At 65.8% G+C, this 15,131-nt stretch carries 11 protein-coding genes and 2 pseudogenes; 9 read left to right on the top strand and 4 right to left on the bottom strand.

Annotated elements, in window-relative coordinates; genetic code table 11:
- Positions 1-145 precede the first annotated feature (145 nt).
- Positions 146-1,157, bottom strand: a pseudogene (locus MTP10_RS03665) (IS5 family transposase).
- A gap of 380 nt (positions 1,158-1,537) precedes the next feature.
- Between MTP10_RS03665 and MTP10_RS03660 the strand changes: the two are divergent.
- From MTP10_RS03660 to MTP10_RS03640, 5 genes are all read left to right on the top strand, one after another.
- Positions 1,538-2,101, top strand: coding sequence for a dihydrofolate reductase family protein (locus MTP10_RS03660; RefSeq protein WP_310707511.1), 564 nt, complete (start codon positions 1,538-1,540; stop codon positions 2,099-2,101).
- Positions 2,102-2,515: 414 nt separating this feature from the next.
- A complete protein-coding gene (locus MTP10_RS03655) occupies positions 2,516-2,782 on the top strand; it encodes a hypothetical protein (protein ID WP_310707510.1) in 267 nt (88 codons plus the stop codon).
- Positions 2,783-3,565: 783 nt separating this feature from the next.
- Positions 3,566-5,116, top strand: a complete 1,551-nt coding sequence (locus MTP10_RS03650) for an alpha/beta fold hydrolase (RefSeq protein ID WP_310707509.1) — start codon at positions 3,566-3,568, stop codon at positions 5,114-5,116.
- Between the two features lie 364 nt (positions 5,117-5,480).
- The gene (locus MTP10_RS03645; protein ID WP_310707508.1) at positions 5,481-6,110 is read left to right on the top strand and encodes a tyrosine-type recombinase/integrase; all 630 of its coding nucleotides are present in this window, start codon (positions 5,481-5,483) and stop codon (positions 6,108-6,110) included.
- A gap of 385 nt (positions 6,111-6,495) precedes the next feature.
- Positions 6,496-7,301, top strand: a protein-coding gene (locus MTP10_RS03640; protein WP_397334413.1) for an IS5 family transposase whose coding sequence is annotated in 2 segments (ribosomal slippage) — positions 6,496-6,844 and positions 6,844-7,301 — 807 coding nt in all. Because the reading frame shifts where the segments join, the coding sequence is not laid out codon by codon here.
- A gap of 273 nt (positions 7,302-7,574) precedes the next feature.
- On the opposite strand, the pseudogene MTP10_RS03635 reads toward MTP10_RS03640, so the two are convergent.
- A pseudogene (locus tag MTP10_RS03635) lies at positions 7,575-8,435 on the bottom strand (IS5 family transposase); the annotation flags it as partial.
- 127 nt (positions 8,436-8,562) lie between these two features.
- On the bottom strand, positions 8,563-9,357 hold the full coding sequence (locus MTP10_RS03630) for a nucleotidyltransferase domain-containing protein (RefSeq protein ID WP_310707506.1): 795 nt from the start codon (positions 9,355-9,357) through the stop codon (positions 8,563-8,565).
- Between the two features lie 767 nt (positions 9,358-10,124).
- On the opposite strand from MTP10_RS03630, the gene MTP10_RS03625 reads away from it, so the two are divergent.
- The 4 genes from MTP10_RS03625 (at position 10,125) to MTP10_RS03610 (ending at position 14,259) form a co-directional block, all read left to right on the top strand.
- Entirely contained in the window at positions 10,125-11,384 is a 1,260-nt protein-coding gene (locus MTP10_RS03625; protein ID WP_310707501.1) for an MFS transporter, read from the top strand.
- Positions 11,381-12,229: a methyltransferase domain-containing protein gene (locus MTP10_RS03620; RefSeq protein WP_310707500.1), complete on the top strand. Its 849-nt coding sequence runs from the start codon at positions 11,381-11,383 to the stop codon at positions 12,227-12,229. The genes MTP10_RS03625 and MTP10_RS03620 overlap by 4 nt, the downstream gene beginning before the upstream one ends.
- Positions 12,230-12,233: 4 nt before the next feature.
- Positions 12,234-12,383 carry a tyrosine-type recombinase/integrase gene (locus MTP10_RS03615; protein ID WP_310707498.1) on the top strand — a complete coding sequence of 50 codons (150 nt, stop codon included), beginning with the start codon at positions 12,234-12,236 and terminating at the stop codon, positions 12,381-12,383.
- Positions 12,384-12,759: 376 nt separating this feature from the next.
- A complete protein-coding gene (locus MTP10_RS03610; protein WP_310707497.1) occupies positions 12,760-14,259 on the top strand; it encodes a hypothetical protein in 1,500 nt (499 codons plus the stop codon).
- Here MTP10_RS03610 and MTP10_RS03605 read toward each other — a convergent pair.
- Positions 14,171-15,052, bottom strand: a complete 882-nt coding sequence (locus tag MTP10_RS03605) for a hypothetical protein (RefSeq protein WP_310707496.1) — start codon at positions 15,050-15,052, stop codon at positions 14,171-14,173. The two genes, MTP10_RS03610 and MTP10_RS03605, sit on opposite strands and share 89 nt — an antisense overlap.
- Between the last annotated feature and the right edge of the window lie 79 nt (positions 15,053-15,131).

The following is a 15,131-nucleotide window of genomic DNA, read 5'->3' as shown; positions in this document are numbered from 1 at the left end:
TGCAGCGTCCGTTAACTCATGGCGACGAACCATGTACCCATCGAGCCACACCCGAGCTCACCACGCTGCCCGAATCGGCGAATCCGGCGGCTGAACACGCCTCCTGATCCACAAAACACTGCCTAGGGGCTGTTTGAAGTTCGGATCATGTGGTTGAGGTGAGGAGCCGTAACCACATGATCGAGCCCCGAAGATAGAGCTCAGCCTCGTAGCTTTCCGGGGCCTTGTCGTAGCGAGTCGCCAGGCCACGCCAGGCCTTGATCTTCTGGAAGCAGCGTTCGACGGTGTTGCGCTGCCGATAGCGGTACGGATCGAAGGCAACGGGCCGCCCACCGGCCGAGCCCTGCTTCTTCCGGTTGGCCTGCTGGTCCTTCTTCTCCGGGATGACCGCGCCGATCCGGCGGCGGCGCAGATAGTCGCGGTTGGCCTTGGAGGAGTAGGCCTTGTCCGAGGCCACCGCGGCCGGGCGGGTCCGGGGCCGGCCCACCGGACCGGCCACGCGGATCTTGTCCAGGACTGTGGTGAATCGCGGGCAGTCGGCGGCCTGGCCGGGCGTGAGGACGAACACCAGCGGCAGCCCGGCGGCATCGACCGCAGCATGGATCTTGCTGCTCAGTGCGCCCCGGGATCGGCCGAGCGCGGCAGCCTTCGCCCGCGCCCTGCGGCGCCGCCGGACGGCAGCATGCTCGTGCGGCGGTGACGCGCCGGCCGGGGTGTGGCCTGCGGTGCATCACCCGCAGCACTGGCGGCTGCTCCGGCAGCGGAGCCCCCTTTTTCTCGGTCAGCGCCTGCTCCAGCGCATCCAGGGTCTCCCCTGCCACCGCCAGCCCGGCCGACTCCTGATGCGCCCGCACGATCGTGGAGTCCACGCGGACCAGTTCCAGCCCGACCTGCCCGCGCGATGCGGCCTCGGCGATCAGCGCGTCCATCAGGTGCTGGAACACCCCGGCCTTGGCCCAGCCGTTGAACCGGGAGTAGACCGTCGACCACGACCCGTACCGTTCTGGCACGTCACGCCAGCCCGACCCGGTACGAAACCGCCACAAGATCCCATTGAACTGATCACGCACCCGCCTCGGCAGCGGCCCGGTAGCCGCCACCGGCAGATACGGCTCGATCAACGCCCACTCGGCATCGGTCACATCGAAGCGCGCCACAGCCGAGTTCTACCAGCCACGGCCAGCCCACCTCCGACCCTCACCAAGATCTGAACCTTAAACAGCTCCTAGGGCATGCGACCGACATCACGAGCAGGGAGCCTCGCTTGAGGCGGACGCGCTCTCCGTAACCGATGGCGGACATCGGCGCGCCACCGGCGGCGGCCTGGTCTTGCCGCGCACTGCTCCAAGACGTCCCGGTACCTGAGCGTGCAACCAGCCAGTAGACCGGGCACCGATGACTTTCGGGCGGCAGTGCCGTCTACAGCATCAGCGGCAGGCCACAGACGCCGCGGCCACGCGAGCGCTGCGGCCCGGCACACGCACGTGCCCCTGGCAGGCACGGTCCCCGGACGACCCGAGACCACGGAGTTCTGATCATGCGGAAGCTGATAGCGACAGTGTTCAACTACTCCCTCGACGGCCTTCTCGCCGACGAGGGCACCGAGTTCTGGAAGTTCTGCTTCGACCTGCCCGAGAACCGTGAGCCCGACGCCCCGGCGCACCTCGACTTCCTCCAGAGCGCCTACGCGCATGTCATGGGCCGCACCGCCTACGAGGGCATGGCCGGGGCCATGACAACGTCCACCGACCACCCGTTCGCCGACATCCTGAACGCCGGGCGCAAGGTCGTCTTCTCCCGGACCCTGAAGACGGCCGACTGGGCCAACACCACTGTCGCCGCTGGTGACACGGCAGAAGAGATCGACAAGCTCAGACTGGGCGGCGACGGCCACATCGTGGTCTGGGGCGGCGTCAGCCTCTGGCGGTCGCTCATGCGGCTCGACCTGATCGACGAGCTACAGGTGAGCATGTTCCCCTACGTTGCGGGCGAGGGCACCCGGCTGTTCGACGGCGTCCCCAAGTCCTACCAGCTCGACCTGGTCTCCAGCACCGCCTCCAGCAGCGGGATCATATATCTGCAGTACCGGCGACACCGCTGACGCAGCGACCGAACATGTGCAACGAGCGGCGGTCACGCGAGCGCCGCCACCTGTCCGAGGAGTCCACGATCCAACTCGAACAACCGGCAACACCGGCGGCATCGCCGGGCGCTCCTTGAAGGCCAACTGCGACCCCGGTGCCCGCAGAAGAGCAGAAAGGCCCTCTCCCAGATCTGGGAGAGGGCCATTCACCTGCGGAGGATCGGGGATTTGAACCCCGGATGGTGTTGCCACCAAACCGCATTAGCAGCTCGGAGCTGGGCCGTTCCAGGTTGTCCCATGTGGGCCAATGCGACTCAACGGTCTGGGAGGAACGCGATGGAACGACGGGGAACTGCAACCCAAACTGCAACCCATGGCGATCATATCTACGGGAGCCTTCGGGACGACGGCCAAGGACCTTATGATCATCTTGTGCCCGACCTCACGCTCTTTGAAATCGTCGGCTTAGCTGTCCCCGGACTGTTCCTCTGCGTCTTCGTCTTGTGGGTGGTGGGCGTCATCCGGACCTTCAGGCAGCGTCGCGTACTCCGATACATCGACAGGTTCAGAGCCGAGGAACTGACCGGGCGCGTCCGCCAGCTCAAGGTCCGCCGGTATGAGGAGCAAGCAATCCAACTCGCACAAGTCGAACTCGGCATGCCGGCGAAAGCCGCCCGCTCTTGGGTCAAATCCATCTGACGCTCGAAGACCTCCCTGACATCAACCTGTTCGTGGCGAACCGCCGTGACATGGGCATGTTCAGCGAGAGGCGCCGCGGAGCTCTGGGAGTGTAACGTTTGCTGACATCCTGCTTGCAAAGACGCACGCCGATCTTGCTTCACCAGGGAAGACGCAGCTCAGCATGCGGGTGGCATTCCCCGTGACTCCCCACCATTCCCCCCGCTTCCCCGCCTCATCGGGCACGCCAACCACACTGTTCGGTGGGTCAACCAGCAACACCAACGCCAAGGCAGCACCCGTCACAGGCGACGACACCTTCGCCAGCGAGTCGAGCGCCTGACCCACGCCACCAGCTAACTCATCCTCAACCTGCGGGAAGAAGACCTCTCCAGCCCGACCCAGCAGACCGGCTGGATCAAAGGCCCCATCGCCGGCTACACCGCCGCAGCCCTCCCCTGCTCAGCCAGGCCCGCACCATCCTGGCCGCAGCCGTCGCCGCAGACCGCTCCGCGGGCGCCACCTGGCACGAGATCTCCGCCATCCTCGGCGTCAGCGCCGTCACCGCGTTCCGCCACTACCGCGTCTGATCTTCTCCACCACCCGCAGTGTTGAGCGCGGAGAGAATGTTCAGTGGATACGCCTGGCCGGGACGACTCCGAGATCTGGCTGCACCACGAAACGATCAACGCTTGTCGGGCTGCGCGGACTTGTCTCCGCGCTCGGCGCAGTCCTACCGCTCTTTACGTTGATCTAGCAAAACCACCGCTACTTCTGATCCGTATGACGTACCGAACATCACTGATGGCACTGGCGCTGGCGGGGCTAGTGGCGCATCCTTCCATGGCAGGCGCCACCGCTGATGCCAGCGCGAGCGCAACGGCGAACTCCAGGCCGAACTCCGGCGTGTCGTCCGTCCAGTGGACATCCTGTCCGACCTACTCCGACGAGGTGATCCGGAGCCTGCGCGTGACGGAGGAGCAGATTCCGGCCTTCCGCACCCTGATGAAGCGCCTGGAATGCGGCACGGTCAGCGTCCCGCTGAACCATCGCGACCCCGCCGGACGGAAGATCGACATCGCGGTGACCCGGCTGGCCGCCACAGACAAGGCCCACCGGCTCGGCGCCACCGCCGTCCTGCCGGGAGGGCCGGGCGGCAGCGGGTACCTGGACCCGGTCCTGCGGGTCGTCCTCAGGAACGAGCAGATGGCCAAGCTCAACGAGCGATACGACATCATCGGCTTCGACCCGCGCGGGGTGGGTTACAGCACCAAGGTCGCCTGCACCTTCTCGCCAAACGGCCCGCAGGAGCCCGGCACGTTGACCAAGGAGGCGGCCAGGAAGATATACGGCGGGCAGGTCGCCGCCAACCAGGATTGCGGACGCTCTGACCCCGCCTTCCTCGGACAGCTCACCACCGAGAACGTGGCCAAGGACCTGGACCTGGTACGGGCCGCGTTGGGTGAGCGCACGCTCAACCTGCTCGGTTTCTCCTGGGGCACCTATCTGGGCATGGTGTACCGCAGCCAGTTCCCCCAGCACACCGGACGGGCCTTTCTGGACAGCCCAGCGCCGCCGTGGACTCGTTTCGACCGGCACATCAAGGACAGCGCGGACGCGGCCGAGCGTGACTTCGGGCGCATGGCCGCCTGGCTTGCCGACCGCGACGAAACCTACGGTCTCGGCGCCACCGCACGGAAGGTGCGCGAGGAGGTGGCGAAGCTGGTCCGCGCGTACGACAAGAGCCCCAAGACCTACACCGACCTGCAGCGGCCCATCGACGGCTCGGCCGTCGCCGATCTGGCCAAGCGCAACTCGACCGAGTGGGTGCGCGCGGGCAAGGCGCTGGCCGAACTGCGGACGGCGACGGGCACCACCGCCCCGCCCACCGTCAAGGACCTGCTCGGCGCACCGATGATGGGGACGCCCGTGCCCGGCGCGCCCGAAACGCAGAACATGACCATGAACTTGGCCGTCGCGTGCAACGAGGACAGCAGCCGGCCCGGTTTCGACACCGCCTGGCGTGACTATCAGCAGCTCGTGAAGCGGCATCCGGCGACCGGCCGGTCCTGGGGACTGACTTCCCTGTGTTCCGGCTGGCCGTTGCCGGTGCAGCAGGCCACGTTGAAGCGGGGTAGCGGGTCGCTGGTGCTGGCGGGGCACCTGTATGAGTTCATGTCCGTCTACGGCTGGACGCTGCAGACGCAGCGCGCCATCGGCGGCACCGTCTACACGGTCGCCGACGACGTGCACGTGTCGACCACCCGGGTGCCCGAGTGCGCCACCGACGTGGTGCGCTACTTCGAGACGGGCCGGATCGGCAAAGGTTGCGAGGGCAGCGCAATCCCGAGCTGACCACCGGTTACCGGCCCGGCGACCCGCCACCGGTCGCCGGGCCGATGCCCTGGCGACAACGTTGGGACCCACGGCCCGCCCGGCTCTCCCCTACGGCACCAACCGGGCGACCCGGCCGCAGGCGGACGCTGGCGGACTACCGCTCCAAGACCCGCCACTGGATCATCCCGCTCCTCGGCCGGCACCGGCTGAACCGGCTTGCCCCTGAGCACCTCGACACGGCGTACACGACCATGCTCGACAAGGGCCTGTCCACAAGCACGGTCCTCAAGGTGCACCGCATCCTCTCTCGCGCCCTCAAGGTGGCCGTCCGCCGGGACAAGGTCACACGGAACGTGGCCACCCTGGTAGAGGCACCTTCGACGTGGCCAGGCCCAAGAGGAACGGCGCCCGCTGGTCCGTGGCCCTGGCGCTCGGCATCCGCCAGGGCGAGGCCCTCGGGCTCCGCTGGTCGTACATCGACATGGACACCGGTGAGATCCGCGCATGGTTCCAGGTGCAGCGCCAAGAATGGAGGCACGGCTGCGACGACCCGCACGCCTGCGGCGAGAAGTTGCACCGCAGGCCATGCCACAAGAAATGCAAGATCCACGGCCACCGGCCGACCTGCAAGCCGAACTGCGTCCAGCCCGGCCACGTCTGCTACAAGCGGCCCTGCCTCAAGGACTGCACCGGTCACGCGGACAAGTGCCCCAAGCGCACCGGCGGTGGCCTGGTCTTCCGTCAGCGCAAAGGCAAGAGCAAGTTCACTCTCCAGTGCCCGCCCGAACTCCTCGCCCAGCTCAAGGCACACCGGGAGATCCAGGACGTCGAGCGTGAGAAAGCGGGGGAGCGCTGGCAGCACCACGACTTGGTGTTCGCCACCAAGCACGGCACTCCTGTCGAACGAACCGAGGACTGGAGGCTCTGGAAGGCCATTCTCAAGCAGGCCGGCGTCCGAGACGTCCGCGTCCACGACGCCCGCGACACCGCCGCGACGCTCCTCATCGAGTAGAGCGTGAACATCCGTGTCGTCCAGCAGGTCCTCGGCCACACGAGAGTCACGACCACCGAGCTATACACCCACGTATGAACACCGCTGATGCGCGGCGAGGGGGAGCGCCTCGCCTCCGCACTCTGGGGAAATCCGTAGCCGTTGCAACCAGCAGTGCAACTATGACGCCCCGAAAAGATCAAAGGCCCTCTTCCCGTAACTGACGCGAGGGCCTTCTACCTGCGGAGGATCGGGAATTTGAACCCGGATGGTGTTTCCACCAAACCGCATCAGCAGCTCGGGTCTCAGAGCCTGCTGACAAAGGCTTAAGAAGGCCTAACAGAATGATCTTTGTTGTGCTTTGATCTCTCGCTGTAGCCGAGGGAGAGGAGCACAGTTGGCGAAGCTGAAGCCATGGGAGGTCAGCGACGAGCTGTGGGCGGTGCTCGAACCGCTGCTGCCCCAGCGTCAGCGCCGATTCCGGCATCCCGGCCGCAAGCGGCTCGATGACCGGCTGGCCTTGCAGGGCATCTTGTTCGTCCTGCATACCGGTATCGCCTGGGAGCATCTGCCGCAAGAACTCGGCTACGGCTCCGGTATGACGTGCTGGCGGCGTCTGGCGGAGTGGAACAAGGCCGGAGTGTGGCAGCGCTTGCATGAGGTGGTGCTCGATCGGCTCCGGGCAGCCGACGCTCTCGACTTCTCCCGGGCCGCAGTGGACTCTTCCCAGATCAGAGCGTTAAAAGGGGGCCGCAGACCGGCCCGTCTCCAGTCGATCGAGGAAGGGCCGGCAGCAAGCACCACCTGATCACCGAGGCCACCGGCATCCCGCTCGCCGTCATCTTGACCGGCGCCAACCGCAACGACGTCACCCAGCTACGCCCGCTGCTGGATGCGATCCCGAAGGTGCGCGGCAAGCGCGGCCGTCCCCGGCAACGCCCCGACGTCGTCCTCGCCGATCGCGGCTACGACCACGACAAGTACCGCCGGCTGGTGCGAGAACTCCAGATCCGGCCGCTGATCGCCCGCCGCGGCACCGAACACGGCTCAGGCCTGGGCAAACACCGCTGGGTCGTCGAGCAGACCTTCGCCCTGCTGCATGCTTTTCGCCGCCTGCGCATCCGATGGGAGATCCGCGCCGACATCCACGAGCCCTTCCTCAAACTGGCCTGTGCACTCATCTGCTGGCGACGCCTCAACTCATTGCGTTAGCAGCTCTTAAGTGCTCGTGGGCATGGGTCCGTAGAGGGCTGGTCCGATCTTGTTGATGTAGCCCTGGTGGGACCATTGGGACAGTTGGACGCGGCAGCTGTTGATGTTCTCGATTCCGAGGATGGTGGCCAGCTCGGCCCCTTTCCAGGCTCGCCAGGGCTGAGCGGCCAGGAGTTCCAGGACCTTGCCACGCCGGTCGGGACTGGACAGCTCTGGCAGCGGGGACGGGTCGCTCCAGCGGCCATGGGGTGGTTGACCTGCCAGTTCTCGGGTCAGGCGGCGGGTCATCCGGTGTACGTTGGCCCACCAGATCATGGCTTCGTGGTGCTCGGGCTTGCGTTCGTAGATCCGCGCCAGCCGGCGATAACGAGTCAGCCAGGCGAATGTTCGTTCCGCCCCCCACCTACGCGGCAACACGACGAAACCGCGCAGGTCATCAGAGCGCTTGACGATCGTGACGGTCAGGTGGAGCACGTCGCGCGCCCAGGTGAGCAGGCGTCCGGCGTAGCCGCCGTCCGCCCATACCAGCGCGATGGTGGAGAACTTCTCCCGCAGCCGGGCCAGCAACGGGTATGCGCCGTCACGGTCCTGGACCGACGCGGCGGTGACGATCACGCACAGGAGCAGTCCGAGCGTGTCGACCGCGATATGCCGCTTCTGTCCCTTCAGCTTCTTGCCCGCGTCATAACCGCAGACCGCGGCCCCGACGGTCTCGGCCGCCCTGATCGTCTGGGAGTCGATGCACCCGGCCGTCGGCAGTTCGCCGCGTCCGGCCATGATGCGCAGACGGCCGCGTAACCGCCCGACGAGCCGTTCGGGCAGACCACGCCCGGACCACCGCAGGAAGAACGCGTACACCGCCTCGTGCGGGGGGAAGTCGACCGGCAGGGCCCGCCACTCGATCCCGTACCGGGCCACATAGCCGATCGCGTCCAGCACCGCCCGCAGGTCATGCACCATCGGCCTGCCCGTGGCCGCGACCAGTCCGGCCATCATCGCCCGCGCCTCAACTTCCAGCACCGCCCACTCGGCATCGGTCAGATCCGACGGATACGACGGCTTGCGGCCATGACATCGGCACCCCGGTGAAGCGCACTCGCTGGCATTCGAGGACGCGGGCGTGTAGACAGACAACCACGGGCTCCTGGTCGCCGAGTTGCGTAGACAACACCTCAGCTACCAGGAGCGGCGTCAGCCTCGGCGCCTCCAAACGTCTCCTGCGGGGCGGCGTCTGTCAGACGGTGCGTGATGGGATGGCTGGTCAGCTCACCTGATCGATGACGTCGTGGAGGTACTGCACGGCGAGCTTTTCGGCGTGGCGACGGGGTTCGATCACCGCTGCGGGGTCGTCGAGCCACTGCCGGTAGAGCTCGACGCAGGCGAGCAGAGCCCGACCGGCGTCGTGCCGGTCGTAACCGCAGAGGGTTGCCTGAAGGGCGCGCGCCTCATCCGGTGCGATGGATTCGAGGTGGCGGACACCCCGCGGTGACGCACCCATCCGCCGAGCGGCCAGAGGACTCAGCACGGCCTCGCGCAGGTAGCTGAGGAAGCCGATGACCTCGAACAGTTCGCCGCGGCCAAGTTTCGTCGCGCCGTAGTGCACCCAGACCCAGAATCGGTCCTCGATCCACTGGAGGTCGAGCGACGGGTCCGTCGGCGGATGCTCCGCCAGAGAGGCGGCCAGGTTGCCGTCTCGGTCCCACAGGATGTCCGGGTCCTCAACTCGCTCGGCGAAGTCGGAGGCCCGCACGAACTTGAAGTCGACATGGAGGAGGGGCGGCCCGACGAGCGTGATGATCAGGCGGGGTTCGCCGACGTGCTCCCCGGTGAACCCCGCCACCAGGGCGGCCCACGAGCCGATCAGCTCAAGACGCTCCTTCATAACCCGGTCGAACGCCTCGTCGTCGATGACCACGATGAGATCGACATCGGAGAAGATATCGGGGTGTCCTCTGGCGATCGACCCCGCGATGGCAACACCGGCCACTCTCGGATCTTGCTGAATCCGAGGAAGCGCGTCGCTGAGGAACCGGTTGTGCAGGGAGAGAGCGTCCATAGCGTGCCTTTCGATACGAACAAAGTCTTCGAACGTACCATGCCGTCCGATCGGCCCGGATTCGTGAGAAGAGCGCGGCGCAGAGGCTGGCCGTGCCTGCGCACCTGGGAGGAGTGCCAGCCGACCCTCTGGGGATCTCTGTCGGACTCCAACACCAAATCCCTTTGCCAGCAGGCTCTCAGAGGTCCTAACAGAAAGATCAGCGGACGAGGCGCCGCCGACAAATGATCGCGTCAGCAAGCGTCATGTACGTCTCGTGGATGTCGTCGCAAGCCCTTCCAGCGGATACGCAGGCGACCGGGCTCGGCCCCGTTTGGGGGAGCCCTTGAGCGCCCGGACGTGGACGCTGTCGATAACCGCTTTGGACCAGTCGAGCTGGCCGGCGGGGTGCACCTCGGCGAGGCAGGATCGGGAGCGAGGCACTTGCGCCACCACCTCGCTCGACAATACGAACGTGTCCACCAGAACCGCTACCTGGAGGGACATGCCCTCACCGCTTGATCGCGGCCGTCGCTAAGGGCGAGCTACACCTCTATCGTTCGGGGCTCTGGTCACGAGGGCGCAGACATTCGAGGGTTGCCGAAAAGGTGGTGTATGTGACTAGATGATCTAGTTGCTGAAGATGCTGAGTTCGTCAGCATGCTGAAGAGCCGAGAGGGAGGTGCCTCATGACCCGCAAGGACACCGTCTGGGATTGATCCAGGAGGCCGGCACACAGGCTTCGGCGGTGAGCCGGCCCTCTTCATGAAGCGCATTGCGGAGAATGGATGAGGCGTCCGGCGACGGATGAGGAACGGCCGGCGGGCTATCGGGATCTGTTCGTTCTGGTGGAGTACCGTGCAGTCTTCGCCGCGAGCGTGCTCTCCTGGATCGGGGACTATCTGTGCAAAGCCGCGGTAGCGCTGCTGGTCTTCGATCGCACCGGCTCGGTGCTGGCCTCGGCAACGGCCTTCGCCGTGGGGTATCTGCCGTGGCTCACCGCAGGGCCCTTACTCGCGGCAGTGGCCGAACGGTATCCCTCGCGCTCAGTGATGATCTTCTGCGATCTGGTCAGAGCGGCGCTCATCGGGCTGATCGCGATCCCCGGCGTGCCTGTGGCGGTCCTGCTGGTGCTGCTGTTCGCCAGTGGGTTGTTCGCCCCACCGTTCGAGGCCGCCCGTTCCTCTCAGCTCCCGCACATCCTGGCCGATGACCTGTACCCGCTCGGCCTCGCCTTCAACAACGCCATCTTCCACCTGGCCCAGGTCTTCGGGTACGCCGCCGGAGGAATGATCGCCGGCTACAACCCGCATGCCGCGCTGCTGCTGAACGCCGGTACCTTCGTCGGCTCGGCGTTCCTGCTGCGCCGTTACGTCAAGCTTCGGCCGGCGACGCTCGGTGCCACCCATCGCCTTGGCCTGTGGCGGGAGACTGGACAAGGGTACGCCGTCGTCTTGGGCGACCCGGTGATGCGGGCCATCGCCGTCATAACCTTCGCAACGGTCACCTTCGTGATCGTTCCGGAGGGCCTGGCGGCGGCCTGGGCGTCCGAAATCGACGGCGGCGGCGCGGCACAGGGGCTCATCATGGCCGCGAACCCGCTCGGTGTCGCCATCGGCGGCCTGATACTGACCCGGCTGCTGCGCTCGCGTACCAGGACCCGGCTGATCCGCCCCCTAGCGGTCCTGGCCCCCCTCACGCTGGTCCCCGCGCTGCTCGACCCGCCGCTCGCCGGCGTGCTGCTGCTGGTCACCGCCTCCGGCGTGGTCATGTCGCTGTTGCTGCCCGCTGCTCAGGCGCTGTTCAAGAGCGTGCTTCCCACCGAATACCGGGCCCGGGCGTTCGGCGTCATGAACAGCGGCATCCAGATCGCCCAGGGCACCGCGATCCTGGCCACCGGCGCCCTCAGCGAACGCTTCTCCACCTCTACCGTCATCGGAGCATGGTGTGGCGTCGGGGTTGTCCTGATGATCTTCGTCACATTTCGGCCGCTGGCTCCCCCCGAACCATCGGCTCCTTCACCCGATCCAGCAGAGAGAACACGTTGAACGCTCCCACCGCCCGCGCCCTCGGCGACGTCGCAGACGATAGGGCCGGCAACAAGACAACGGAAGAAGGCCGGCAGGCAGAACGGACGGCATTCGGTCCCCGTAACGGGGACGCGATCGGGGACATGCTGCGCGATGCTTACGACGCATCGCTGGAGTCGGCTGCCACCCCGGTCTTCCATATCGCGGAACGCAGCGATGGACTGGTGAAGCCCGTGCCCGTCGAACCATGGATCGCGCCGGTCGACCAATGGCCGGACGGTGAGCGCCAAGCGCTGGACTTGCTCAAGGGCAGAGTTCTGGACGTCGGCGCCGGCGGAGGGCGGGCCGCACGCGCGTTGCTCGATCGGGGCCACGCCGTTACAGCGATCGACATCTCACCGGGCGCGCTCGAAGTATGCCGACGGCAAGGGGTACGTTCCGCCGTTCTCGGCACGGTCCACGAGCATGCCGCGACGGGAGAGCGATACGACAGCTTCCTACTCCTGGGCGCCAACCTCGGTTTGCTGGAGAGCCGGGAAAGGGCGCCGGAATTCCTGCGGGCGCTAGCGGCGATGGCCGCGCCCGGCGCCATCATCGTCGGCCAAGGCCGCAACCTGACGGACTCCGCCGATCCCCTGCACCTGCCCTACAACGAACAGAACCTCCGGGCGGGCCGCATAGCCGGACAACGCACCATGCGGGTCCGCTACCGCGACGTCGCGACGCCCTGGTTCGACTACCTCAGCCTGGCACCACGCGAACTCGCCGAACTCGCCAACGGAACCGGCTGGGAACTCGCCGACATCGTCTACTACGAGAGCTCAACGGCCGTCTACCTCGCGACCCTCCGCCAACGGAAATGACCAGTTGATAGAGCAGGGCGTCCACATCCGCGTCGTCCAGGAGATCCTCGGCCACACACGCGTGACCACCACCAAGCGCTACACGCACGTCGCCACTCTCCAGATGAGAGATGCCAGCGACCGTATGGGCTCGGCCCTCTGGGGCTCGCCCTGACGGGGCAACTGCAACCCACAGCCCCTCAGACAGCGGAAAGGCCCTTCCCAGAATCTTGGGAAGGGCCTTTCACCTGCGGAGGATCGGGGATTTGAACCCCGGATGGTGTTGCCACCAAACCGCATTAGCAGCTTGGATCTTGGCCGTCCCGATCAGTTCAACCTGGACCGACACGAGGCGGTGGTACAGGTTGAACGGGCTAGTACAGAGTGGAACTGCAACCCAAACTGCAACCCAGGGCGATCTTTGCCCTGAGAGCGAGACCTCGACTTCGTGATCACCCCGTCTGCCGCCGCCCCGCCGGTGATGGCGGACAGGGTTACGGAAGTGGTCATTCGGGTTGCAGTCGAGGTAGTAGTGGTGTGCGCTCTGGTGTATGCAGCGGTGGGCGGCATTGAATGCCAGGCAACTTGCGGTGTTGCGTCGGGTAGCGGACGCCGGGGACGAGGTGGGCTCGAAGACGCCGGAGTTGGCGACGACGGTGTACGCGTTGCGGAACCGGGGTCTGGTGACGACACTCCGTCGTGATGGTGCCTGGCAAGCGAAGGTGACAGATGCCGGCAGGTTCTATCTCGAGCACGGGCACCATCCGGATCGTCCAGAATCTAGCAGCGTCGCCAAAGCTCCAGCGGAACCCGGCCCGGTGAAAGACTTCGCGGCCGAGCTCATTGCGGAACTCCGGGCGAATGATGGGACGATCCATATCGAAGAACCAGATGACAGGACACGGGCCGATTACCGAAAGGCGATCAACGCAGCCAAGCGCCGGGGCTTGGTCCCCGACGGGAAACAGCTACTTCACACAGGCCGGGACATTGGCCCGCTGATCGTCAAACTCGCTGATGAGGGGCCGGAAGCTGCGACCGATTGGAACCGTATCCGTCTCCGCGTTCGAGATGAGATAGCAGGAGAGGCCTTGCTAGAGCTGCTCGTACGAGAGCAGCCCTTCCTCAAGGTCAGTGAAGGCGCCCGCGGACGCGCCATAGCGCTCATCAGGTCGCTTGAGCAAAAGGCGCAACGTCGCGGACATACCGTGGCGACCTCTCGGAAGAGCCGCCAGCTGTACCTACGGGTCCGTGAGCACTCGTTCTCTCTCAAGATTGTCGAGGAGGTCGACGAGGTGCCAAGGCGTCTCTCGGCGGATGAGCCGCGTGTGCGTCGTGCCTATGACTGGCAGCGGATCAAGCCTCCTGAATACGACGCCGTGCCATCTGGACGACTTCGTCTCGAGCTTTCAGCGGGTGCGCCAGACGCTCGGATGTGGACGGACGAAGGCAGGTCCAAGATCGAGGCGAAGCTCGCGGAGGTCATCGACGAAGCCGAGCGGCAGGCCCATCGGGCTGATGAGATCGCGCAGGAGCGGCGAATTCAACACGAGAGATGGCTCGTCGAGCAGGAAAGGCTGCGGCTGGAGCGGGAGCGTGAGGAAGCGGCGACTCGGGCGAGATGGGAATCGGCAATGGAGGCGGCCCGCGGACTCGCGATCGAGGAAATCCGTCAGAAGGTGTTCGAGGACGCATTGATCGAATGGTCGATCGCCGGCCAGATCCGCGACTTTTGCAGTGCTCTCGAACGCTCCTCCACAGCTGCCGGCATGGCTGGCGCGGCAAACCAGTGGATCGAATGGGCGCTGTCGCGAGCGGATCGACTCGACCCCACACTTCGATTGCAGGACTTCGCCGCACAGTTTCACCCCGAACCGCAAGCAGATGATCTGCGGCCTCATCTAGGTGAGTGGAGCCCTTTCTCACCCAGGAAGGAGTATCGGCCTCCCAGCAGGGAGCCGGTCAACCGCCAGGCCGCTTCTTCATACGCCTCCGAAGCACCAACGTGGATACTGGCACGCCAAGGTCGCTTTCCATGGTGGCGGCGATAGCACCCTGACCGCAGCGTCTAAGCTCCGCGATGGCACGCTCGACGAGCATCCCCAGACGCCGTACCTCCTCCCGCAAGGCCTCTAACTCGTCCAGCCGCTCAACGATCTCCTTGCCGCACCACTCCCGCAGGATGTTCAGGGACATGAGCTGCTTCGCGTGAAAGTCGGTCAGACGGGTCGGCGGTACCCAGTGCTCTTCGCGCGTCGGCCCGCGTCCGGTGGTGTAGGTCCAGCCATGCACCGACTCGAGCTCGATCTTCTCTTCCTCCGCGATCACCTTCTGCATGACAGCCTCACCGTTGAGCTCAGCCACGCGCATAGCAACCTTCACAGCCAACGACCACGGCCCTACGAACAGACCGTCCTTGGTCGTGAATGACAAGGGCTCCCTTCGGAGCGTCTCCTCCTCCATCCCGAGCGCCGCACAGACCGACTGAAGGTTGGGGATCTGAATCGTACAGAGCTCGCTTCGCGCGTAACCTAGGTCAACCCCTTCGAGGAGATCTGGGTCTCCTAGCAGCGACGACACGGCCCGATACTGGGGAGACTCATCGGCGTGCGCTGATACCTCCACCACCGCGGCCATTCGAAGTTCGTCCTGGAGCCACGCCTCATGCTCCTCCCAAAGGACGACTAGACGCCTCCTAGGGACGCACTCCTCCAGTCCATCGCGATCAAGGAACCGGACTAGACACCGTCCCTTCGGAGCCGGCTGAAGGTACTCCACGCGCTCCATAGGACACTCCGGATCCTTGGCCCGCACCCGATACGCCCAGACCTGGTCCTCACTCATACGACCATTGAAATCCTGCGACCGCGTTCGGGCGGCTCTTTCTCCAAAGTCGTATTCCTCTGGCCCGCCGATCTGCTTA

This window comes from Nonomuraea sp. 3-1Str (genome assembly GCF_031570565.1).
Classification (GTDB): Bacteria; Actinomycetota; Actinomycetes; order Streptosporangiales; family Streptosporangiaceae; genus Nonomuraea.
This window is presented reverse-complemented; position numbering and strand designations above follow the sequence as displayed.